Origin of the sequence: Marinobacterium maritimum, from assembly GCF_039523155.1 — a bacterium.
GTDB classification, from domain to species: domain Bacteria; phylum Pseudomonadota; class Gammaproteobacteria; order Pseudomonadales; family Balneatricaceae; genus Marinobacterium; species Marinobacterium maritimum.
On sequence record NZ_BAAAET010000008.1, the window covers coordinates 81,329 to 100,329 of the forward strand.

Sequence of the window (19,001 nt, forward strand, 5' to 3'; positions counted from 1 at the left end):
GGAAGCATCGGGGAATAACGTGCTGACCTGCCGCGGCTAACCGCAAGGGCGGGAAACGAAAGCCGATTAAACCAATCGACGTTCGGCCTCGGTCAGTTCACGAAACTCGCCCGGCTGCAGTTGCTCGTCCAGCCGGATCAGCCCCATGCTTTCTCGGTGCAGGGCGATCACCTCGTTGTCGATGGCGGCAAACATCCGCTTCACCTGATGATGGCGACCTTCATAAATGGTGAGACGGCAGCTGCAATCGGACAGGCGCTCCAGCTGTGCCGGGGAGGTGGTGACGTTTTCCCGGGCAAGGTGGATGCCCTGATGGAAGCGTATTTCGGCTTCTGGATTGATCGGCTCGGCGGTGGTGACACGGTAGACCTTGGGAATCTTCTGTTCCGGTGCCGTGATCTGGCGTGACCAGCTGCCGTCATTGGTCAGCAGCAGCAGGCCGGTGGTGGCGCGGTCTAGGCGGCCGGCAATATGCAGCAGAGGGCGTAACGCTGGGGGCAGCAGTTCCAGCACGGTGGTGTGCTCGGGGTCCGAGGTGGCACTGAGATACCCGGCCGGTTTGTTCAGCATCAGGTAGTGGGCCTGCTGCTGTTGCAGCAATTGCCCGTCGAGCCGGATGGTGTTGAAGGCGCTAACCGCATGGCGCGGGTCGGTCAGGACCTGGTCATCCACCGTGACGCGACCGGAGGCGACCAGTCGGCGTGAGGTCTGGTGGCTGTGTTCGGTGTGTTTGCAGATGAAGCGGTCCAGGCGCACGGCGGTTTTGTCTCGAGTGTGCAAGTGGGTATACAAGCCCGGCAGTTTACCGGCTGCGCCCTGAACCTGAAAGTGAAGCCTGGGGAGTCTTCAAATCCAGAGTTCCATGGGGTAGCGTGAGGGCCCGGTCGGCACAGGGCCGACTGTACTTAATACCCGGAGGATTTCATGGCACGCGCACTTACCATCGACTTTATCTCGGATGTCATGTGTCCCTGGTGTGCGGTAGGGCTGCACAGCCTGCTGCAGGCGCTGGATCAGCTCGGCGACGACGTCGAGGCCAGCATCCGGTTTCGTCCTTTCGAGCTGGCGCCGGATATGGACACAGACGGGGAATACATCATTCCTCACCTGAGTGCCAAGTACGGCATCAGCGAAGCCCAGGTCAGACAGAACCAGGCACAGATCACGGCGCGCGGGGCGCAGCTGGGCTTCCGCTTCGATTTTCGTGACGACAGCCGCAAGTGGAACACCTTCGATGCGCATCGTCTGCTGCATTGGGCGGGTGAGCAGGGTGAAGAACAGCAGCTGGCGCTGAAGAAGGGGCTGCTGGCCGCCTATTTTACTGACAACCGCAACCCGTCTGATCCCCAGGTGTTGTGTGAACTGGCGGCTGAGGCGGGACTGGATGAGGACGTGGCTCGAGAGGTGCTGGCGTCAGGCCGCTATGCCGAAGAGGTGCGTCACGAAGAGGCCCTGTGGCAGCAGCGGGGCGTCAGCTCGGTGCCCACAGTCGTATTCAACGAACGCTATGCCCTGACCGGCGGTCAGCCGGTCGAGGCCTATGTCGAGGCTATCCGGGATCTGCTGGCCCAGCCTTCCTGAGCACAGCTTCGCCGGACGCAGAACCGCCAGACGCTGGACCGGCTTACTCGCCCTTGAGCTGCTTGATCAGTGATGACGGCAGCTCTTTCAGAGTCAGGGTGCCGGTTTCCGGGTTGAACACGATACTCTTGCCCAGGGATTCGTTACTGAAGCTGATCGAAACCTCCTTGGTACGCCCGGTATAACGGATGTACTTTTTCAGGCTGCTGCGATCCGGGATGAACTCTTCCTTCAGCTCGGGCGCGCGCTCGGCAATAAAGTCGTCGAGGGAGACCTCGGCTACCGAGTCCACGTTGCCGGCCAGCTCGCGGTAGTTGACGGCGGCGCCTTCCTTGGACTGTTCCATGCAGAACTCGGCGACCTCCTTCTGATAACGCTTGGCATTTTCTTCCGGCATCGCCTCGGCGTAGTCGCTGACAACCTCCATGAAGCGTTCGGTATCCGCCTGAGTGTCCACGGTATCGGTGAAACCGAAGAAATCCATCAACGGCTGCTGCAGGGGCCGGTCGCCGAAACCGAAGCTCAGTGTCAGGTAGCGTTTACCGTCGGGATTGTCGATTTCATGGAGATCGATGCAGGCACAGAGCCCGGTCTTGGCAAAGTCGATATAGCCGGTTTCCTGCAGGTCGTTGTCGCTGTTGAGCAGCAGACCGTCCTTCTGCTTGAGCTGGGCGATCCACAGTCGGTGGGCCGCCTCCAGTTCCTCTTCGATGAACAGCCAGTGGCCGTCGGTTTCCAGGTCCTCCTGTTCCATCAGCATGGCCAGGTGTTCGATCACCTTGGTGCTGAACTGGGTAAAGCCCAGTGTCTGGTCGCGCCAGTTCACCAGCAGTCCCTTGAATACCGTTGCTTCATCCGCGAAACAGCCGTAGCGCTTGCTGGCACGACGGGTGAACAGCGGTTTTACCTCAGCCAGCAGGCGATTGTTCAGGCCCTCACGGTCGAACGGCGAATCGCGCAGGCTGAAGGACTGGTCGCCGGTACGGCGGGTCAGGCGGTGGGCGATGGCGGCTGTGGCAGGCATGGTCAGGCTCCGGGCTGGCTATGAACGGGACGGGGATTATAAACAATCCGCGTGCTGAAAACGCCCATGCATGTGCCGGTGTATCCACGGTGTTCAGGATGCGCCGCCTGCGATGCCTGGCCGGTGAGAGTCGAGCAGGTGTCGATGGATGCGAGGACAGTGAATTTGAGATGTTTTGTTTGTTTTTTGATCGTATAGGTTGAATATTCTGTATTTATAATTAAAACAAAATAATAGCCTGTAAATTGGCTTAAATTTGAGGATATAAAACTGTAACTGTTGTCTTTGATAGGTAAAATTTTTCAATAAATAATTTCGAGAGCGGCACGATGTTCTACCGTGATACCTGGGTCGAGGTCGATCTGGATCGAATTCGGCACAATGTAACCAATATCAAGCGTCATTCAGGCTTCGAGCATCTGTTCGCGGTGGTCAAGGCAAACGCCTACGGTCACGGTGATCTGCAGGTGGCCAGAGCCGCGCTGGACGCCGGTGCCGACATGCTGAGCGTGGCCTTTCTGGATGAGGCGCTGCACCTGCGCCGGGCGATCAAGGATGTCCCTATTCTGGTGATGGGCCCGATTCGTCCGGCCGATCTGGCGGTGGCCGCCGAGCAGGATATACATGTCACGGCACACGACCTGCAGTGGCTTGAAGCCGTGCTGGGCTACAGCGGCAAGGCGGTCAATCTGCATCTGAAGATCGATACCGGCATGCACCGCATCGGCCTGACCGATGCCGCCAGCGTAGCCAGGGCGTGCGCGATGATCGACAGCAACCCCTGTCTGCTGCGTACCGGTCTGTTTACCCATTTTGCGACCGCGGATGCGGCCACCCGCGATGGCTATGACAGCCAGGTGCGCCGGCTCGAAGCGCTGACCGCCGGCATCGATCTGGCCGAATTCCGTTATGTACACCTGTCCAACAGTGCGGCGCTGCTGCGCTTTGGTCGTCAGTCGATGGCCAATGCCGGACGGCTTGGCATCTCCATGTACGGTTTGCCGCCGAGTCATGAATTCGAGCTGCCGTTCGAGTTGCAGCAGGCGTTCTCGCTGCACAGCCGTATCACCCAGATCAAGACACTCGATCCCGGCAGTGCCGTCAGCTACGGCGCCACTTTCGTTGCCGGTGAGCGGATTCGTGTGGGCGTGATGCCGATCGGCTATGCCGATGGCTGGCTGCGTTATCACCAGGGGCGCCAGGTCGAGATTAACGGTGCCCTTTATCCGATCGTGGGTCGCATCTGCATGGACCAGTGCATGGTGCAGATCGACGACCGGGTCCATCTGGGTGACCAGGTTGACCTGATCAACGACTCCCTGACCGTTGAAGCCGCTGCCCGCGATCTGGATACCATCGGTTACGAGATCGTCTGCTCAATTTCGGATCGTGTACCCCGAGTCTACAAGCAGGGTGGTCGTGTCGTCGGTGAGCGCAACGAACGCTTTCGCCCGGATGTTGAAGGAGAATAATCGATGCAGTCGATGACACCGCGTGAGATTCGTCTCGCCATTCGCAACGGCGAATACAACAGCAACACCTCCGGTCTGGCCGGTGGCTTCGTGCAGGCCAATCTGGCAATTCTGCCGGCGGAATGGGCCGCCGAATTTCTGCTGTTCTGTCAGCTGAACCCCAAGCCCTGCCCGCTGGTTGGTGTTGCCGCCAGCCCAGGCGATGTGGCGATCGAAACGCTGGCCGCCGACATGGATATTCGCACCGACGTGCCGCGCTACCGGGTGTTCGAACAGGGACAGCTGGTGCGCGAAGTCGAGGATATTCGCGATTACTGGCGCGACGATCTGGTGACCTTTGCGCTGGGCTGCTCCTTCTCCTTCGAGGAAGCGTTGCTGGCGGACGGACTGGAAGTGCGCAACATCAGCGAGGGGGTCAACGTGCCTATGTACCGCACCAATCTGGCTTGCAAGCCGGCCGGCCGCTTCAGTGGCGACATGGTGGTGTCCATGCGGCCGATGAAACCGGCCGATGCCATTCGCGCCATTCAGATCTGCAGCCGCTTCCCGTCGGTACATGGTGCCCCGGTCCATTTCGGTGACCCGGAGGCCATCGGTATTGGTGATATCAATCAGCCGGACTTCGGTGATGCGGTCAGCATCCGCGAAGGCGAAGTGCCGGTGTTCTGGGCCTGTGGCGTGACGCCTCAGGTGGTACTGGAGCAGGCCCGTCCACCGTTCTGCATTACCCACAGCCCGGGTCACATGCTGGTGACCGATCTGCCCAACAGCAAGCTGTCCGTGTTCTAAAGGCGCTGAGCGTCAAATTCAGGAGTTCAGATGACGATCAAGCTCAATTGTGACCTGGGAGAGAGTTTCGGTGCCTGGCGCATGGGGCTCGATTCCGCTGTCATGCCTCACATCGATCAGGCCAATGTTGCCTGCGGTTTTCATGCCGGCGACCCCCAGGTGATGCGCAGTACCCTGGCGCTGGCACGCGACCATCAGGTAACGGTTGGGGCGCATCCGGCGTATCCGGATCTGGTTGGCTTTGGTCGCCGTTCACTGAACTGCCAGTCGGACGAGATTGTGGCGCTGATGCACTACCAGGTCGCGGCACTGGACGGCATGGCGCGGGTGCAGGGTATGGCGGTCAGCTACGTCAAGCCGCACGGCGCGCTGTACAACGACATGATGGTCAACGCCGAGGTACGTCGAGCGGTGATGCAATCCCTGGCTGAATACCCGGCGCAGGTCGCGTTGATGCTGCAGGCCACGCCGTCATTTGAACAGCACCGCGAAGAGGCGAAAGCGTGGGGCGTGGAGCTGATGTTCGAGGCCTTCGCCGATCGTTGCTACGACGATGACGGCCGTTTGCTGTCGCGTGCTCGTGCCGGTGCCGTGCTGAACCGTGAATCGATGCTGCAGCAGGTCGAACAGCTGCACAGCACCGGCACCATCACCACGATCAGTGGTCACCGGCTTGAACTGGAAGTGGATACCCTCTGCGTCCACGGTGACAACGAGGAGGGCATCCGCGCCATCCGTGAGATCCGGGAGGTGCTGCAGGGATGAGAGTGGAAGTTGCCGGTGAAAGCGCCCTGATCATCTATTTCGGAGAGCATGGTCAGCCCGGAGTGGCGGCAGCCGTGGCGCATGCAGCCGAGCGGTTGCGAGCCGTGCTGGGATTTCGACTGGTCGATCTGGTGCCGTCCTATGCGTCGCTGTTGGTGATCTATGACGCCTTCCGTACCGATCATCTGGAAGTGAAAAAGATGATCGCCAAGGTACTTAACAACAGTGACTGCAGGTCTGATGAGTCGGGCCGCCTGGTGACTCTGCCGGTCTATTACGGCTGCGAGGCGGGTGCTGACCTGGAATCGCTGGCCGAGCGGGTGGGGCTGACACCTGAAGAGGTGGTCGAGTTGCATCAGGCGGGAGAGTACCGCGTCTATGCCATCGGTTTCGCCCCCGGTTTTGCCTATCTCGGTGATGTTGATGCACGTATTGCCTGCCCTCGGCTGGCCACGCCGCGACAGCGGGTGCCACGAGGCGCAGTCGGCATCGCCGATCGCCAGACCGCGATCTATCCGGCGGTGTCGCCCGGCGGCTGGAACCTGATCGGGCGTTGCCCCGAGCGGATGTTCGATCCTGACCGCGAGCCCTCCATGCCGGTCCGTGTCGGCGATCGTGTCCGTTTCAAATCGATCTCGCGGGATGAGTTCATCGCGCTGGGAGGCAGTCTCGATGACGACTGAACACAACAGCGGCGCCCTGCGCGTGCGCCAGCCCGGCCTGATGACCCTTATTCAGGATGCCGGCCGTTTCGGTCAGCACCATCTTGGTTTGACCACCGGCGGCCCGCTGGATGCAGAGGCGTTTTTCTGGGCCAACCGCCTCTGCGGCAACGATGCCGGCGCGGCTGCGCTGGAGGTCAGCTTTGGCGGCCTGGTGCTGGAAGCCGAAGTGGCGACCCGTATCGCCGTGACCGGTGCCGAGATGAAGCTGAGCATCAACGGCAACGAGTGCGAGCGTTGGCGCAGTCATGCCGTAGCCGAGGGTGACCTGATTGAGCTGGGTTATGCCGACGCCGGTTGCCGGGCCTATCTGGCGGTCAGTGGCGGTTTCGACATCGCTCTCCAGTTCGACAGTGCCTCTACCGTGATGCGTGAGGGTATCGGTGGTTTCGACGGCGGCAAGTTGCAGCCGGGCGACCGGCTGCCCTGCACCGTTGACCGCGACCGCTCGGGGCTGCTGCTGCCCGAAGCCTGTCGTCCGGCCTATGCATCCGATGTGCAGCTACGGGTGATTCCCGGCTACCAGAAGGATCATTTCGACCCGGTGCAGCAGGCGCTGTTTTTCAGCAGTGAGTACCGCACTACCGAGCGCAGCGACCGCATGGGCTACCGCCTCGAAGGGCCGGCGATCAGGGCCGATATCGACGGTATCCTGTCCGAAGGGATCTGCCAGGGGGCGATTCAGGTGCCGGCCGATGGCCAGCCGATCATCCTGCTCAACGACCGCCAGACCATCGGCGGTTACCCCAAGCTGGGTTCGGTCTTTACACCAGATCTGGCCCGGCTGGCGCAACTGACGCAGGGCGCCCGGGTGCATTTTGAACCCATTACCATTGACGATGCCCACAACCTGCTCTGGCTGGGACGGGCGCGTCGCGAACGCATCGAACTGATGCCCTGCTGAGTGCAGACGGAGTTTTGACAATCATGAATCAACCACTGACCCGGATCGGGATCCAGGACGCGGTCGCACTCAGTCACCGTATCGAAGCCCTGCTGGTCGAGCGCAACCTGCGTGGCATGGCCCATGTGCGCAACAGCATGCTGTCGGGCTACTGCCTGCGTGCGGCGCTGATGCTGCAGCAGGCGCGGGGCTGCGTACTGATCGGCACCGGCTTCCCGGTGGCGGGTACCTTCGAAACTGACGGTCCCGTCGGTGCCATCTCCCTCTATCAGGCTCTCGAGGCCTGCGGCGCTGAGCCGGTGCTGGTCTGTGGCGATCCGCTGGCAGGCGTGCTGGAGGCTGACTACCGGGTGCAACGGTTGCCGCTGAACGAGCGCGACCCGGCGGTTCGCCTGCAGCAGGCTGATGACATCCTGGCTGAGTACAACCCCTCGCTGGTGATCTCCATCGAACGCCCGGGGCAGTCCGACGATGCCGACTACTACAACATGCGCGGCGAATCGATCGGCCAGCACACCGCCAGCTTCGACGAAATCATGCATCGAGCCGGCTGTCCGACCATCGCCATTGGTGACGGCGGCAACGAGATCGGCATGGGCAACGTGCGCCCGGCACTGAAAAGCCTGGATATCAAGGCCGCCGTTACCCGTTGCAACGAGCTGGTGGTGGCGGATGTGTCCAACTGGGGCGGTCATGCGCTGGTGGCCCTGCTGGGCTGGCTGAACGGGCGCGACCTGCTGGCCGAATTCGACAACATGGCGGTGCTGGCCTACCTGTCCGCACGCGGCAGTGTCGATGGCGTAACCCGCCTGAATGAATTGACCGAAGACAGCCTGCCTGCTGCAGACGGACAGGCCATGCTGCTGGCGCTGCGACAGCTGACTGAATTTGCCTGAAGCTGCCCGCCAGGCTGCTTCAGGCAAGCGATATTGAGCTTACTGGAGACTGTACATGAGTATCGTATACCTCAACGGCGAATACATGCCGATGGAACAAGCCCGCATCTCGCCGATGGACCGTGGTTTTCTGTTTGGTGACGGCATCTACGAGGTGATTCCGTCCTACGATGGCAAGCTGGTCGGCTTTGGCCCGCACATCGAACGTATGGATCAGGGAATGGAACTGATCGGCATCAGGTTTGGTTATGCGGAATCTGATTGGCGCGAAGTTTGTGAAACACTGATCGAGAAGAATGGCGCCGGCAACCTGGGGATCTACCTGCATGTCAGCCGTGGCACCGACAGCCGTCGTTTTCATGCCTACCCGGAAAATGTTGAACCGACCGTGTTTGCCTTCGCGTTCGAGATTCCGTCGGCACCGGTGGCGGATCGCGAAAAGGTGAAGCCGTACAAGGTTTCATCTACCCAGGATCTGCGCTGGCAGCGCTGCAACATCAAGTCCACCGCGCTGCTCGGTAACGTGATGCACTTCCAGCAGGGGCATGCCGCGGGCCACAACGAGATCATTCTGTACAACGCCAACAACGAGATGACCGAAGGCAGTGCCTGCAACGCCTACATCGTCAAGGATGGTGTCGTGATCACGCCGCCGCTGGATCACCAGATCCTGCCGGGTATCACCCGCCTGATGCTGCTCGACATCCTGCGCAAGGATGGCAGCATCCCGGTCGAAGAGCGTGTGGTCACCATGGATGAAGTGCGCAATGCGGACGAAGTCTGGCTGACCAGCTCCAGCAAGGAGATCGTACCGGTGACCGAAATCGACGGCCAGCCGGTGGGCAGTGGTCAGGCAGGTCTGGTCTGGGAAAAGGCCCAGACTTTATACACGGCTCAGAAGTACAACTACTGAGTCTTACTATTGCCAGTACACGTCGCCGGGGCAGTCCTGTCCCGGCACTCCATTTCTCGCCCCCACTTCTCCATTCGGGCTCCTGTTGGGGCTGGTCAAATCTCGGGATATGGGGGAGTCAGTTACCTGCGTCAACTGTTGCTTGTGAATCAATCGCTTGTGCAAGCATGTCTGTCGCGTAGCGCCAGCTGCGCTCTGCAGCCCTGGGGTTGTATTGCACACCGGCTTCGGGATTGTCGGCCCCGGGAATGCTGAATGAATGCCGCGTCCGGCTGAAATTGATGAATGTCAGATCAAGCTGGTGGCTTTCGAAAAACGCCTGGGTTTCGCGAATATCCGTGCCAGGCACCATCGGGTCCGCATTGCCATTCAGTATCAGGAATCGAGTCGCAGGATCGGCCGGTGGTGTCGCTTTAGGAAACGACAGCAGGCCATGAAAGCTGATGGCACTTGCGAAGCCTTGTTGGGTCAGCCCTGACAGGAGCGCGCACATGCCGCCCAGGCAGAAGCCCATTACCGATACAGCGGCTGTATTTCCCCCGGCATCACAACGAATACCCTCATTCAACACGCCAAGATGCTGTGTCATCTGTGAGAAGTCCTGCGTGTACGTGCTCATTGCCTCTCGGCGTGACTCGATCGTTGTCAGGTCATAAGCGCTGCCAAAGAAGTCGACAACCCTGGCACTGAGTCCAGCACTGTTAAGACGTTTTGCCACGCCACGTTCGAAATCGGTGATGCCGGCCCAGGTTGGATAAATCATGACCTGGTGGCGAGCTCCACTCAGGTTGTAGCACTCATGCCTGTGTAGACTACCCTTGATCTTCTGTTCAACAATCTGTTTCGAATTTTCCATGAATACACCTGTGTATTTTATGTGGTTTGATTCTGTCCTATTCGAACGCTGATGTCACCCGTAGTTGATTCGTTAGCATAAAGTAGCATATCTGGTTTTTTGTTTAATAAAAATCAATTACTTATGTTTGTTTCTGATGCGTTTCAGGTGTTTTTGCTGCGGTGGGTCGACATGCTTTTTCTGCAAGGTAGTTGACGGTTCTGTATGTTGTCACTAGTATCCGAATACACAACTGTATGTTCGGAGGTGTGATGAAAGAGTCAGATCGCAAGTTTGTTCAGGCGGCCGGTCATGAAACGGCTTACTTTGAATGCGGTGCCGGTGCACCTCTGCTGCTGCTGCACGGTTCGGGTCCTGGCGTATCCGGCTGGACCAACTGGGGCGGTGTCATCGACCAGCTGGCGGAGAACTTTCACGTCATCGTGCCGGATATCGCCGGGTTCGGGTTTACCGAGTTCAAGGACGATACTCACTACGACATCAAGTTCTGGGTCAATCACCTGGTTCAATTCATGGATGCGATCGGCCTCGACAAGGCTTCTCTGGTCGGCAACTCCTTCGGTGGCGCGGTCGGTATCGGCCTGGCGCTGTTCAACCCGGAACGCCTCGACAAGCTGGTGCTGCTGGGTACCCCGGCGGGCACTTTCGTGCAGACCAAGGGTCTTGCGGGCGCCTGGTTGTATGAGCCCTCGGTCGACAACATGCGCTCCCTGATGGAGCTGTTCCCGTATGACAAGTCACTGATCACCGATGAGCTGGTGCAGTCGCGCTATGAAGCCAGCGCCCGTGCCGGTGCCCAGGATGCGTTGCGCAAGCTGATCCCGCAGCCGAACACCGAGGGCGAAACCCTGGTGAAGGGTTTCCCGGAGAAGGCGGTGAAGAATATTCAGGCGCCGACGCTGGTGCTGCACGGTCGTGAAGACAACGTGGTGCCGGTGCAGTGTGGCCGCGTACTGTCTGAAAACATTCCCAACAGCGATCTGTACGTGTTTGGTCAGTGTGGCCACTGGGTTCAGACCGAGCAGAAGCAGAAGTTCCTCAGCATCCTGAACAGCTTTATCGGCGGGGGGCAGGCATGAGTCGGGACGTGCTGGAGCGCATCCTCTGGAGCCTCTCCGTGGATCGTTTCTCGAAAGAAAAATTCCGTGAGGACTCGCAGAAGTTCCTCAGCCGTTTTCCGATCGATGAGGAAGGCGTGCGCATGATTCTGGAGTTCGACGTCAAGGCGATGCAGGAGGTGGGTGTTAACCCGATGCTGACCCTGGGCTACTGGATCGAGATGTCGCCGGATCGTCGCGTCTCCTCCTACAACCGCAAGCTGGGCTCCGAGTCGGCCCATTCCGCATCGATCAAGGGGTAAGCACTATGGCAGAGATTACTGGCGGTTTTCTGGTACCGCACGACCCGGTCATGTTCGTGGCCCCGGATGCGCCCGATGCCGATAAGGCCAAGAAGGTGTGGGATGCCTATGAAGCCTGCGCCCAGCGTCTGGCGGACAGCGCTGCGTCCAGTGTCATCATCGTCGGCAACGACCACTACATGCTGTTCGGCACCACCTGTCTGCCCAAGTACTGCATCGCCACCGGGCATGTGGAAGGCCCGCTGGATCAGCTGCCGGGACTGAAAAAGGAGCAGGTTCAGAACAACGAGGTGTTGGCGCAGCACATTGCGCAGCATGGCTGCGACACCGGCTTTGACTGGGCGGTGGCCCGCTCGTTCACGACTGATCACGCCTTCTCCATTCCCTACAAGCTGATCGTGCGTCGCGCCGAAGAGATCAGCGGCCGCAGCATCAGCGCCATTCCGGTCTACCTGGCCAGTGCCGTTGATCCGTTCATCAGCAAGGCACGTGCCCGTCAGCTGGGCGAGCAGATCCGCGACGCGGTTGAAGCTTTCGACGGCGACGAGCAGGTGTTCGTCATCGGCAGTGGCGGTATCAGTCACTGGGTCGGCGTCAAGGAAACCGGCAAGGTCAACGAGGAGTTCGATCGTCAGATCATCGACCTCTGCTGCAATGCCAATCTGGACGGGCTGGTGGCTTTCACCGACGAACAGGTGCTGGAAAACGGTGGTAACGGTGCCATGGAAGTGCGCAACTTCATCTGCGCCATGGCCGCGATGAATGCGTCGCGTGGCGAACTGATCGAGTATCAGCCGGTGCCGGAGTGGGTGACCGGGCTGGGCTTTATTGAATTGAAGAAAGGCTGAGCAGTGATGGAAAAGGTATTTCTGTGCAAGGTGTCGGATCTTGCCGAAAACCAGGTCAAGAAAATCGATAACAGCGATCACGGTGATATCGCCGTGTACAACCTGGGTGGCCAGTACTATGCCACGGCGGATCTGTGCACCCATGCCACGGCATCCCTGGCCGAGGGCGATATCGAAGACGACCTGATCACCTGTCCCGTGCATTGGGGACAGTTTCATATTCCGACCGGCAAGGCGCAGGGCTTTCCCTGCGAGATCGATCTGCGGACCTATCCGGTCGAAGTCGAGGGTGACGAGATTTTTGCCCTGATAGCGGTGGATCAGGCGTTAATTGCGAAAGGCTAAAGTTTAAAGGTGTCAGACCATGGGTAACATGATTAAAACAATAGATGTAACGGACTCGCTGACCAATCTGAAGGATGCGTGCGATCTGGAAAACGGGCGTATCTCGGGCAAGATCTTCTACGACAAGGCGATCTACGAACAGGAACTGGAAAAGGTATTTGCACGCTGCTGGCTGTTCGTGGCGCACGAGTCCCAGATTCCGAAAACCGGTGACTACATCACCACCACTATGGGCGAAGATGAAGTCATCGTGATTCGCCAGAAGAGTGGTGGCATCAAGGTGTTCCTGAACGCCTGCCCGCACCGTGGCAACAAGGTCTGCTTTGCCGAGTCCGGCAGTACCCGTGGTTTCATCTGCAACTATCATGGCTGGTCCTTCAACGTCGAAGGCAACCTGGTCGGCCAGCACGAATCCGGCGTTTACGAAGACAGCGACTTCGACAAGTCCAAGTGGGGGCTGAAGGAGGTGGCCAAGGTCGATTCCTGGAAAGGGCTGGTATTCGCCACCTTCGACCCGGAAAGCCCGTCGCTGCAGGAATATCTGGGGCCGATGACCTGGTATCTGGACGCCCTGTTCGACAACCAGGAAGGCGGCACCGAATTTGTCGGCGGCTGCATCCGCTCCACCTATGAGTGCAACTGGAAGATTGCGGCTGAGAACTTTGTCGGCGATATCCTGCATGCCGGCTGGACGCATGATTCCGCTGCCCGCGCCATGCTGGGCGGTGCCGTGGCCAAGGTCAGCGACTTCGAAGAGTCCTACTCGGTCAACTGGAATGGCCATGGCTACGAATTCGCGCTGGATACCGTGGGCAACGTGGCGGTGCTGGGCGAAAGCGCGCTGAACAAGTACCTGCACACCATCAAGCCGTCCGTGGCCGAGCGTCTGGGCGACTTCCGCTCCAACATGATCGGTTCGGTGTCTTCCTGCACCATCTTCCCGAACTTCTCCTTCCTGCCGGGCCAGAACACCGTGCGTGTATGGCAGCCGCGTGGGCCGAACAAGATCGAGCTGTTCACCTGGGTGGTAGTGAACAAGAGCGCACCTGAGGATGTGAAGGAGAAATGGCGCAAGGGCGCGATGATGACCTTCTCGCCGACCGGTGTGTTCGAGATGGACGATGGTGAAAACTGGGAGTACTGCACCAAGACCGCCAAGGGCCGTGTCACCTCTCAGCAGGATCTATTCGTGGGTCTGGGCATGGATACCCTGCTGACCGATACGCCGCTGCCGGCGAATGTCTATGAAGGCCAGCTCAACGAAGCCAACTCCCGTGCGTTCTACCAGTACTGGTTTGACATGCTCAACGCGAAAAGCTGGAGCGAAGTCCCTGATCGTAACCTTGGCAAGAAGGAGGCTGAATAATGACCGCTCTCTACGATGAACTGCGTCCTGTTTCGGCTGAGCAGCACTACCGGGTCAGCCATTTCCTGAACTACGAATACCGCCTGCTCGATGATGAGCGCTTCGATGACTGGCTGGCGCTGATGCATGAGGAGATCCACTACTGGATGCCGGGCATTGAAAACCGTCGCCGCGAAAATCGACTGGAGCACGGTTTCTATGCCGCTGATCACATGGCGTATTTCGATGACAGCCTGCGTGACCTGGGCCGCCGTGTGGCGCGCTTCCAGCAGCCGTCAGCCTGGGCCGAAAACCCGGCGACGCGCAATGTGCACCAGCTGACCAACGTGGAAGTCTATTACGGCGAAACCGATGGCGAGTACATCGTGCATTCCACCTTCCAGAGTGTGCGCAGCCGTGGCCTGGATGAAGAGTATGTCATCTACGGCCGCCGTCAGGATCTGATCGTACAGGATGGCGACAGCTTCAAGATCAAGAAGCGTCTGATCCTGATTCCGAACGCGACCCTGACCTGCAAAAACATCAACACCTTCCTCTGAGGTGCAGCATGACAGTACTGGATTCCAAGGTTGCCCTGGTATCAGGCGGTGCCGATGGCATCGGTCGGGCTGTGGTCGAGCGCTATCTGGCCGAGGGGGCTCGAGTGGCGGTGTTCGATATCAACGCCGACAAGCTGGAGTCGCTGGCACGTGATTTCCCCGAGGGGCTGATTACGGTGCAGGGTGATGTGACCCGGTACGAAGATAACGAACGCGCGGTGGCCGAGACGGTCGCCGCCTTCGGCAAGCTCGATATCTTCGTCGGCAACGCGGCGCTGTTCGATTACTTCGTGCCGCTGCGCAAGATTGCGCCGGAAAGCCTGGCCGAGAACTTCGACCGGCTGTTCCACGTCAACGTGATGGGCTACCTGAACGGTGTACGTGCGGCACAGGAAGCGCTGAAAGCGAGTGGCGGCAGCGTGATTCTGACGGTGTCCAACTCCGGCTTCTATCCCGGTGGCGGCGGCATTCTCTATGTTACCTCCAAGCATGCAGTGGTGGGCATGATCAAGCAGCTGGCCTACGAGATGGCGCCGGATGTGCGGGTCAACGGCGTATCGCCGGGCGCCACCGATACCGAGATGAAATCGGTAGAAGGGATCTCCGGCCGTGCTCAGCCGCTCAATCATATCCCGGGCTTCCATGAGAACGCGGCCAATGCGGTACCGCTGAAGCGCATGGCATCTCCGGCGGATCATGCCGCGCTCTACGTGGTACTGGGGTCCAGTGAGCAGTCACCGATGACGACCGGATGCGTTATCCACAGTGATGGTGGCTGGGTCGCCAGGTAAGGAGCCGGCCCGCCATACAACTGGAGCATAACAATAATGAATATCTTCGAACGTACGCGTCTGCCCCTGCTGGTCGCACCGATGTTTCTGGTGTCGTCGCCGGAGCTGGTGATTGCCAGCGCTCGCGCCGGGGTTATTGGTGCGCTGCCCGCGGCGAATGCACGCACGGTTGAGACTCTCGACGAGTGGCTGGCGCAGATACACAGTGAGCTGCAGGGTGAGCACTTGCCCTGGCTGCTCAACATGATCGTGCACTCCTCCTATGACCGCTTCGAGGCGGAGCTGGAGCTGGTACGTCGTTATCAGCCGGCCATAGTGACCACAGCGTTGGGTTCTCCGGCTCGGGTGACCGAGACGGTCAAGGCCTATGGCGGTCAGGTCTTTGCCGATGTGATTACGCCTGCGATGGCGAAGAAATCCATCGCCGCCGGCGTGGATGGTCTGATCCTGGTATGCAGCGGTGCCGGTGGTCATACCGGGCGCTACAACCCGCTGGCCTTTATCCATGAGGTACGTGAGTTCTGGGATGGTCCGCTGGGTGTCGCCGGTTGTGTGTCACGCGGCGAGGATGTGCTGGCGATGCAGGTTGCCGGCGCGGATTTCGTGGTGGCCGGGACACGCTTCATAGCTGCACGGGAGAGCTTCGCCAGTGATGAGTATCGCGACATGCTGGTGGCATCGGGCCTTGAAGACATCATTGAGACCACGGCGGTCAGTGGTGTAAATGCCACCTGGATGAAAGCCAGTCTGGACAAGGCCGGTATCAATCCGGATCAGGCTGCAGGTGCCAAGCCGATCGACTTCTCCGGCAATATCTCGACCGCCAACAAGGCGTGGAAGGATGTCTGGTCCGCGGGACAGGGGGTCGGCGCAACCCTCGAGGCAGCGCCTGCCCGTCAGGTTGTAGATGAGCTGCATGCCGAGTATGTGACGGCACTGAAAAGAATGAAACACCTGTCAGAGGGATATCTGTAAATGAGTCAGGAAGAGTTCAATGCTGTAGCACAGCGCATAATTAAAGCCAGAACAGACGCTAGTGCGACCAATCCCATTTCAGCGGATTACCCCCACTTTGGCATGGACGATGCCTATGCCATACAGCAGTTGGTCAACCGTGACCGATTGGATAAGGGCGGGCGCATCACCGGCTACAAGATCGGCCTGACCTCCGAAGCCGTGCAACAACAGCTGGGCGTGGATCAGCCCGACTACGGTGTCCTCTTTGCCGATATGGAGCGTCGTTCGGGCGAGCTGATCGATTGTGCGCAGATGATTGCGCCCAAGGCCGAGGGTGAGATCGGGTTCGTGTTCAAGAATGATCTGGACCGCAAGGGTCTGACCTTTACCGAGATGCTGGCGGAAATCGATTGCTTCATGCCGGTTGTGGAAATTGTCGATTCCGTGGTGCGTGACTGGAAGATCAATATCGTCGACACGGTTGCCGACAATGCTTCCTCGGCCCTGTATCTGGTGGGCAGCCGACGCTTTGAACCTGCCGGTGTGGACTTTACCCGGCTGAGTGTCGCCATCGAGGCGGAAGGCATGGACACCCTCAGCGGCACCGGTGCCGCCTGCCTGGGCAACCCTCTGAACGCGACATACTGGCTGGCCCGAAAACTGGTCGAGCTGGGTACGCCGATCCGGAAGGGGCATCTGGTGCTGTCGGGTGCCATGGCGCCCATGGTGAGTCTCAAACCGGGCATGCAGGTGAAGTTCCGTTTTGACCAATTGGGCGAATTGGTGCTGAATGCCGGCTAACCAGCGGATAACAATAAGAGATAAAAAGGTTTTTATTATGGGTGCTGATGTTTTCTCACAGCTGCCGAGCACGCGCGTGGCCGTCGAAACACGTGCTGACGGTGCTTTCATCGTCAAATCTGAAACAGAACTGGAAACCTATGATCGTTGTGTCGGCGACTGGCTGGAAAAATGGGCAGAGGAACGTCCGGGGCAGGTCTTTATCGCCGAACGTCACGGCAGTACCTGGGATGAGGTGAGCTATGCCGAGTTTCGTACTCGGACCCGGGCCGTCGCTCAAGGCTTGATCGACCTGGGGCTGCTCAATGAAGAGCAGCGGCCGCTGGTGATCCTGTCCGGCAACTCGGTCGACCATGCTCTGATCAAGATGGCCGCGATGTATATCGGCCTGCCGGTGACGCCTGTCTCCGTCGCCTATTCGCTGATGTCCCGTTCGCATGACCGCTTGCAGGCCATTATCAAGAAGCTGAACCCCTGTGCGGTGTTTGCTGATGATGCCGAGTTGTTCCGGGACTCATTCGATGCCTGCACAGGCATCAATGATGTGTTTATTGCCTCGCGCAATATTGAGGACGGCAGCGTTATCCACAGTCTCAAGAAAATGCTGGAGCTTGAGGTATCCGAAGAGGTTGAGCGTCGCTTTGCGGCCATCGGGCCTGATACCCATGCCAAGTACATGCTGACCTCGGGCTCTACCGGCACCCCCAAGGTGGTGGTGAATACCCAGCGCATGATGTGCTCCAACCAGCAGATGATCGCTCAGTACTGGCCGTTTGTAGAGAGCCAGGCACCGCGCGTACTGGACTGGCTGCCCTGGAGTCATACCTTTGGTACCAATCACAACTTCAACCTGGTACTGCGTAACGGCGGCTCCCTGTACATCGACAGCGGCAAGCCGCTGCCGGGGCTGATTGGTGAAACCATTCGCAACCTGCGTCATGTGAAACCGAACCTGTTCTTCAATGTGCCCAAGGGATACGAGGTACTGCTGGAGCACATGCGGGATGACGAAGAACTGTGCAACACCTTCTTCGGCAACCTGAATATGCTGTTTTACGCCGGTGCCGCCTTGTCGCGTCCGGTCTGGAATGAGTTGCGCCAATTGTGCGAAGCGACCGGCAATGATGTCTTCTTTACCACCGAATGGGGGGCAACCGAGACGGCGCCGGCGATTACCAATGTGCATTGGCGTCTGGATCAGCCAGGCAATATCGGGGTGCCTTTCCCCGGCGTCGAGATCAAGTTCGTACCCAATGCCTCCAAGCTGGAGATGCGCATCAAGGGGCCGATCGTATTCAGCGAGTACCTCAATGACCCGGATATAACGGCTGAAGCCTTCGATGAGGAGGGTTTCTATTGCATCGGTGATGCCGGCAAGTTGCAGGACCCTGATGATGCGTCTGCAGGCATTCTGTTCGACGGGCGCGTATCGGAAGACTTCAAACTGAGTACCGGTACCTGGGTCTGCGTGGCCAGTATTAGAGCCAATGTGCACAAGTTTTTTGGCGACCTTGTCACCGATGTTGTGTTGACCGGTCATGACCGGGATTACCTTGGACTGCTGGTCATTCCGGGACCGCGCATGCGCAAGCTGGCCGAAGACCGGGACGGCAGAATGACCGGTTCCGAGCTGATGCAGGAGCCGCATGTGCGTGACGAGCTGAATACAGCCATGACGCTGATGGCGCAAGTCTCCAAGGGATCGGCGCAGAAAGTCTGTCGCCTGTTGGTATTGGACACTCCCGCCGAGATCGAAAAGGGCGAAGTCACCGACAAGGGCAACCTGAACCAGAGAAAGATGCTGGAGACACGGCAGGCGGATGTTGAGCGCCTGTACGCGCAAAAACCGGATGAGCTGGTTCTGAGCATTATCTGATTGGATGTGAAATCAATGAGCAAGAAACTGAAAGCGGCCATTATCGGCCCGGGTAACATCGGCACGGATCTGCTGATGAAGATGCAACGCTCCGAGTGGATCGAGCCGGTCTGGATGGTCGGTATCGACCCGACCTCCGAAGGCCTCAAGCGTGCTGAAGCGATGGGCATCAAGACCTGCGCCACCGGTGTGGACG

21 protein-coding genes and 1 pseudogene are annotated in these 19,001 nt (G+C 59.0%); 19 read left to right on the forward strand and 3 right to left on the reverse strand.

Annotated elements, in window-relative coordinates; all coding sequences use genetic code 11:
* Window positions 1-66 precede the first annotated feature (66 nt).
* A complete protein-coding gene (locus tag ABD013_RS18065; RefSeq protein ID WP_343809066.1) occupies window positions 67-780 on the reverse strand; it encodes a pseudouridine synthase in 714 nt (237 codons plus the stop codon).
* Between the two features lie 144 nt (window positions 781-924).
* On the opposite strand from ABD013_RS18065, the gene ABD013_RS18070 reads away from it, so the two are divergent.
* A complete protein-coding gene (locus ABD013_RS18070) occupies window positions 925-1,581 on the forward strand; it encodes a DsbA family oxidoreductase (RefSeq protein ID WP_343809067.1) in 657 nt (218 codons plus the stop codon).
* Window positions 1,582-1,624: 43 nt separating this feature from the next.
* Here the strand turns inward: ABD013_RS18070 and ABD013_RS18075 are convergent, their stop codons facing one another.
* Window positions 1,625-2,605, reverse strand: coding sequence for a nucleoid-associated protein (locus ABD013_RS18075; RefSeq protein WP_343809068.1), 981 nt, complete (start codon window positions 2,603-2,605; stop codon window positions 1,625-1,627).
* 329 nt (window positions 2,606-2,934) lie between these two features.
* Here ABD013_RS18075 and alr point away from each other — a divergent pair, with 329 nt between their 5' ends.
* The 7 genes from alr to ABD013_RS18110 are packed head-to-tail and all read left to right on the forward strand — an operon-like array spanning window position 2,935 to window position 9,066.
* On the forward strand, window positions 2,935-4,077 hold the full coding sequence (gene alr, locus ABD013_RS18080) for an alanine racemase (protein WP_343809069.1): 1,143 nt from the start codon (window positions 2,935-2,937) through the stop codon (window positions 4,075-4,077).
* A 3-nt stretch (window positions 4,078-4,080) separates the two neighbouring features.
* A complete protein-coding gene (locus ABD013_RS18085; protein ID WP_343809070.1) occupies window positions 4,081-4,866 on the forward strand; it encodes a putative hydro-lyase in 786 nt (261 codons plus the stop codon).
* A gap of 30 nt (window positions 4,867-4,896) precedes the next feature.
* Window positions 4,897-5,631, forward strand: coding sequence for a 5-oxoprolinase subunit PxpA (locus ABD013_RS18090; protein ID WP_343809071.1), 735 nt, complete (start codon window positions 4,897-4,899; stop codon window positions 5,629-5,631).
* Complete coding sequence (gene pxpB, locus ABD013_RS18095; protein ID WP_343809072.1) at window positions 5,628-6,314, forward strand: 5-oxoprolinase subunit PxpB; 687 nt, start codon at window positions 5,628-5,630, stop codon at window positions 6,312-6,314. Before ABD013_RS18090 ends, pxpB begins: the two co-directional genes overlap by 4 nt.
* Window positions 6,304-7,257 (forward strand): 5-oxoprolinase subunit C family protein, encoded by a 954-nt coding sequence (locus ABD013_RS18100; RefSeq protein WP_343809073.1) that lies wholly within the window; start codon window positions 6,304-6,306, stop codon window positions 7,255-7,257. The genes pxpB and ABD013_RS18100 overlap by 11 nt, the downstream gene beginning before the upstream one ends.
* A gap of 23 nt (window positions 7,258-7,280) precedes the next feature.
* Complete coding sequence (locus ABD013_RS18105) at window positions 7,281-8,153, forward strand: DUF4392 domain-containing protein (RefSeq protein ID WP_343809074.1); 873 nt, start codon at window positions 7,281-7,283, stop codon at window positions 8,151-8,153.
* A 55-nt stretch (window positions 8,154-8,208) separates the two neighbouring features.
* Complete coding sequence (locus ABD013_RS18110; RefSeq protein ID WP_343809075.1) at window positions 8,209-9,066, forward strand: D-amino acid aminotransferase; 858 nt, start codon at window positions 8,209-8,211, stop codon at window positions 9,064-9,066.
* A gap of 118 nt (window positions 9,067-9,184) precedes the next feature.
* Here ABD013_RS18110 and ABD013_RS18115 read toward each other — a convergent pair whose 3' ends face one another.
* Complete coding sequence (locus tag ABD013_RS18115) at window positions 9,185-9,922, reverse strand: dienelactone hydrolase family protein (protein WP_343809076.1); 738 nt, start codon at window positions 9,920-9,922, stop codon at window positions 9,185-9,187.
* Window positions 9,923-10,173: 251 nt separating this feature from the next.
* Here ABD013_RS18115 and ABD013_RS18120 point away from each other — a divergent pair, with 251 nt between their 5' ends.
* The 11 genes and pseudogenes from ABD013_RS18120 to ABD013_RS18170 all read left to right on the forward strand — a co-directional run.
* Window positions 10,174-11,001 carry an alpha/beta fold hydrolase gene (locus ABD013_RS18120; RefSeq protein WP_343809077.1) on the forward strand — a complete coding sequence of 276 codons (828 nt, stop codon included), beginning with the start codon at window positions 10,174-10,176 and terminating at the stop codon, window positions 10,999-11,001.
* Window positions 10,998-11,282, forward strand: coding sequence for a hypothetical protein (locus ABD013_RS18125; RefSeq protein WP_343809078.1), 285 nt, complete (start codon window positions 10,998-11,000; stop codon window positions 11,280-11,282). Before ABD013_RS18120 ends, ABD013_RS18125 begins: the two co-directional genes overlap by 4 nt.
* Window positions 11,283-11,287: 5 nt before the next feature.
* Entirely contained in the window at window positions 11,288-12,130 is an 843-nt protein-coding gene (locus tag ABD013_RS18130; RefSeq protein WP_343809079.1) for a DODA-type extradiol aromatic ring-opening family dioxygenase, read from the forward strand.
* Between the two features lie 6 nt (window positions 12,131-12,136).
* Complete coding sequence (locus tag ABD013_RS18135) at window positions 12,137-12,475, forward strand: non-heme iron oxygenase ferredoxin subunit (RefSeq protein ID WP_343809081.1); 339 nt, start codon at window positions 12,137-12,139, stop codon at window positions 12,473-12,475.
* A gap of 19 nt (window positions 12,476-12,494) precedes the next feature.
* Entirely contained in the window at window positions 12,495-13,841 is a 1,347-nt protein-coding gene (locus tag ABD013_RS18140) for an aromatic ring-hydroxylating oxygenase subunit alpha (protein ID WP_343809082.1), read from the forward strand.
* Window positions 13,841-14,380, forward strand: coding sequence for a 3-phenylpropionate/cinnamic acid dioxygenase subunit beta (locus tag ABD013_RS18145; RefSeq protein WP_343809083.1), 540 nt, complete (start codon window positions 13,841-13,843; stop codon window positions 14,378-14,380). Before ABD013_RS18140 ends, ABD013_RS18145 begins: the two co-directional genes overlap by 1 nt.
* Window positions 14,381-14,388: 8 nt before the next feature.
* Window positions 14,389-15,171, forward strand: a complete 783-nt coding sequence (gene hcaB, locus ABD013_RS18150) for a 3-(cis-5,6-dihydroxycyclohexa-1,3-dien-1-yl)propanoate dehydrogenase (protein WP_343809084.1) — start codon at window positions 14,389-14,391, stop codon at window positions 15,169-15,171.
* Window positions 15,172-15,207: 36 nt separating this feature from the next.
* Window positions 15,208-16,146 carry an NAD(P)H-dependent flavin oxidoreductase gene (locus tag ABD013_RS18155; RefSeq protein ID WP_343809085.1) on the forward strand — a complete coding sequence of 313 codons (939 nt, stop codon included), beginning with the start codon at window positions 15,208-15,210 and terminating at the stop codon, window positions 16,144-16,146.
* Entirely contained in the window at window positions 16,147-16,929 is a 783-nt protein-coding gene (locus tag ABD013_RS18160; RefSeq protein WP_343809086.1) for a 2-keto-4-pentenoate hydratase, read from the forward strand.
* 37 nt (window positions 16,930-16,966) lie between these two features.
* Window positions 16,967-18,805: a feruloyl-CoA synthase gene (locus tag ABD013_RS18165; protein ID WP_343809087.1), complete on the forward strand. Its 1,839-nt coding sequence runs from the start codon at window positions 16,967-16,969 to the stop codon at window positions 18,803-18,805.
* Window positions 18,806-18,820: 15 nt separating this feature from the next.
* Window positions 18,821-19,001: pseudogene (locus ABD013_RS18170) on the forward strand (acetaldehyde dehydrogenase (acetylating)); the annotation flags it as partial.

What these genes read in the sequence shown, in the direction of transcription:
- ABD013_RS18130 (WP_343809079.1), top strand. Translation starts at nt 11,288, where the DNA reads ATGGCAGAGATTACTGGCGGTTTTCTGGTACCGCACGACCCGGTCATG.
- ABD013_RS18120 (WP_343809077.1), top strand. Translation starts at nt 10,174, where the DNA reads ATGAAAGAGTCAGATCGCAAGTTTGTTCAGGCGGCCGGTCATGAAACG.
- ABD013_RS18125 (WP_343809078.1), top strand. Translation starts at nt 10,998, where the DNA reads ATGAGTCGGGACGTGCTGGAGCGCATCCTCTGGAGCCTCTCCGTGGAT.
- alr (WP_343809069.1), top strand. Translation starts at nt 2,935, where the DNA reads ATGTTCTACCGTGATACCTGGGTCGAGGTCGATCTGGATCGAATTCGG.
- ABD013_RS18090 (WP_343809071.1), top strand. Translation starts at nt 4,897, where the DNA reads ATGACGATCAAGCTCAATTGTGACCTGGGAGAGAGTTTCGGTGCCTGG.
- ABD013_RS18100 (WP_343809073.1), top strand. Translation starts at nt 6,304, where the DNA reads ATGACGACTGAACACAACAGCGGCGCCCTGCGCGTGCGCCAGCCCGGC.
- ABD013_RS18115 (WP_343809076.1), bottom strand. Translation starts at nt 9,922, where the DNA reads ATGGAAAATTCGAAACAGATTGTTGAACAGAAGATCAAGGGTAGTCTA.
- ABD013_RS18110 (WP_343809075.1), top strand. Translation starts at nt 8,209, where the DNA reads ATGAGTATCGTATACCTCAACGGCGAATACATGCCGATGGAACAAGCC.
- ABD013_RS18105 (WP_343809074.1), top strand. Translation starts at nt 7,281, where the DNA reads ATGAATCAACCACTGACCCGGATCGGGATCCAGGACGCGGTCGCACTC.
- ABD013_RS18075 (WP_343809068.1), bottom strand. Translation starts at nt 2,605, where the DNA reads ATGCCTGCCACAGCCGCCATCGCCCACCGCCTGACCCGCCGTACCGGC.
- hcaB (WP_343809084.1), top strand. Translation starts at nt 14,389, where the DNA reads ATGACAGTACTGGATTCCAAGGTTGCCCTGGTATCAGGCGGTGCCGAT.
- ABD013_RS18085 (WP_343809070.1), top strand. Translation starts at nt 4,081, where the DNA reads ATGCAGTCGATGACACCGCGTGAGATTCGTCTCGCCATTCGCAACGGC.
- ABD013_RS18165 (WP_343809087.1), top strand. Translation starts at nt 16,967, where the DNA reads ATGGGTGCTGATGTTTTCTCACAGCTGCCGAGCACGCGCGTGGCCGTC.
- ABD013_RS18070 (WP_343809067.1), top strand. Translation starts at nt 925, where the DNA reads ATGGCACGCGCACTTACCATCGACTTTATCTCGGATGTCATGTGTCCC.
- pxpB (WP_343809072.1), top strand. Translation starts at nt 5,628, where the DNA reads ATGAGAGTGGAAGTTGCCGGTGAAAGCGCCCTGATCATCTATTTCGGA.
- ABD013_RS18160 (WP_343809086.1), top strand. Translation starts at nt 16,147, where the DNA reads ATGAGTCAGGAAGAGTTCAATGCTGTAGCACAGCGCATAATTAAAGCC.
- ABD013_RS18135 (WP_343809081.1), top strand. Translation starts at nt 12,137, where the DNA reads ATGGAAAAGGTATTTCTGTGCAAGGTGTCGGATCTTGCCGAAAACCAG.
- ABD013_RS18140 (WP_343809082.1), top strand. Translation starts at nt 12,495, where the DNA reads ATGGGTAACATGATTAAAACAATAGATGTAACGGACTCGCTGACCAAT.
- ABD013_RS18155 (WP_343809085.1), top strand. Translation starts at nt 15,208, where the DNA reads ATGAATATCTTCGAACGTACGCGTCTGCCCCTGCTGGTCGCACCGATG.
- ABD013_RS18145 (WP_343809083.1), top strand. Translation starts at nt 13,841, where the DNA reads ATGACCGCTCTCTACGATGAACTGCGTCCTGTTTCGGCTGAGCAGCAC.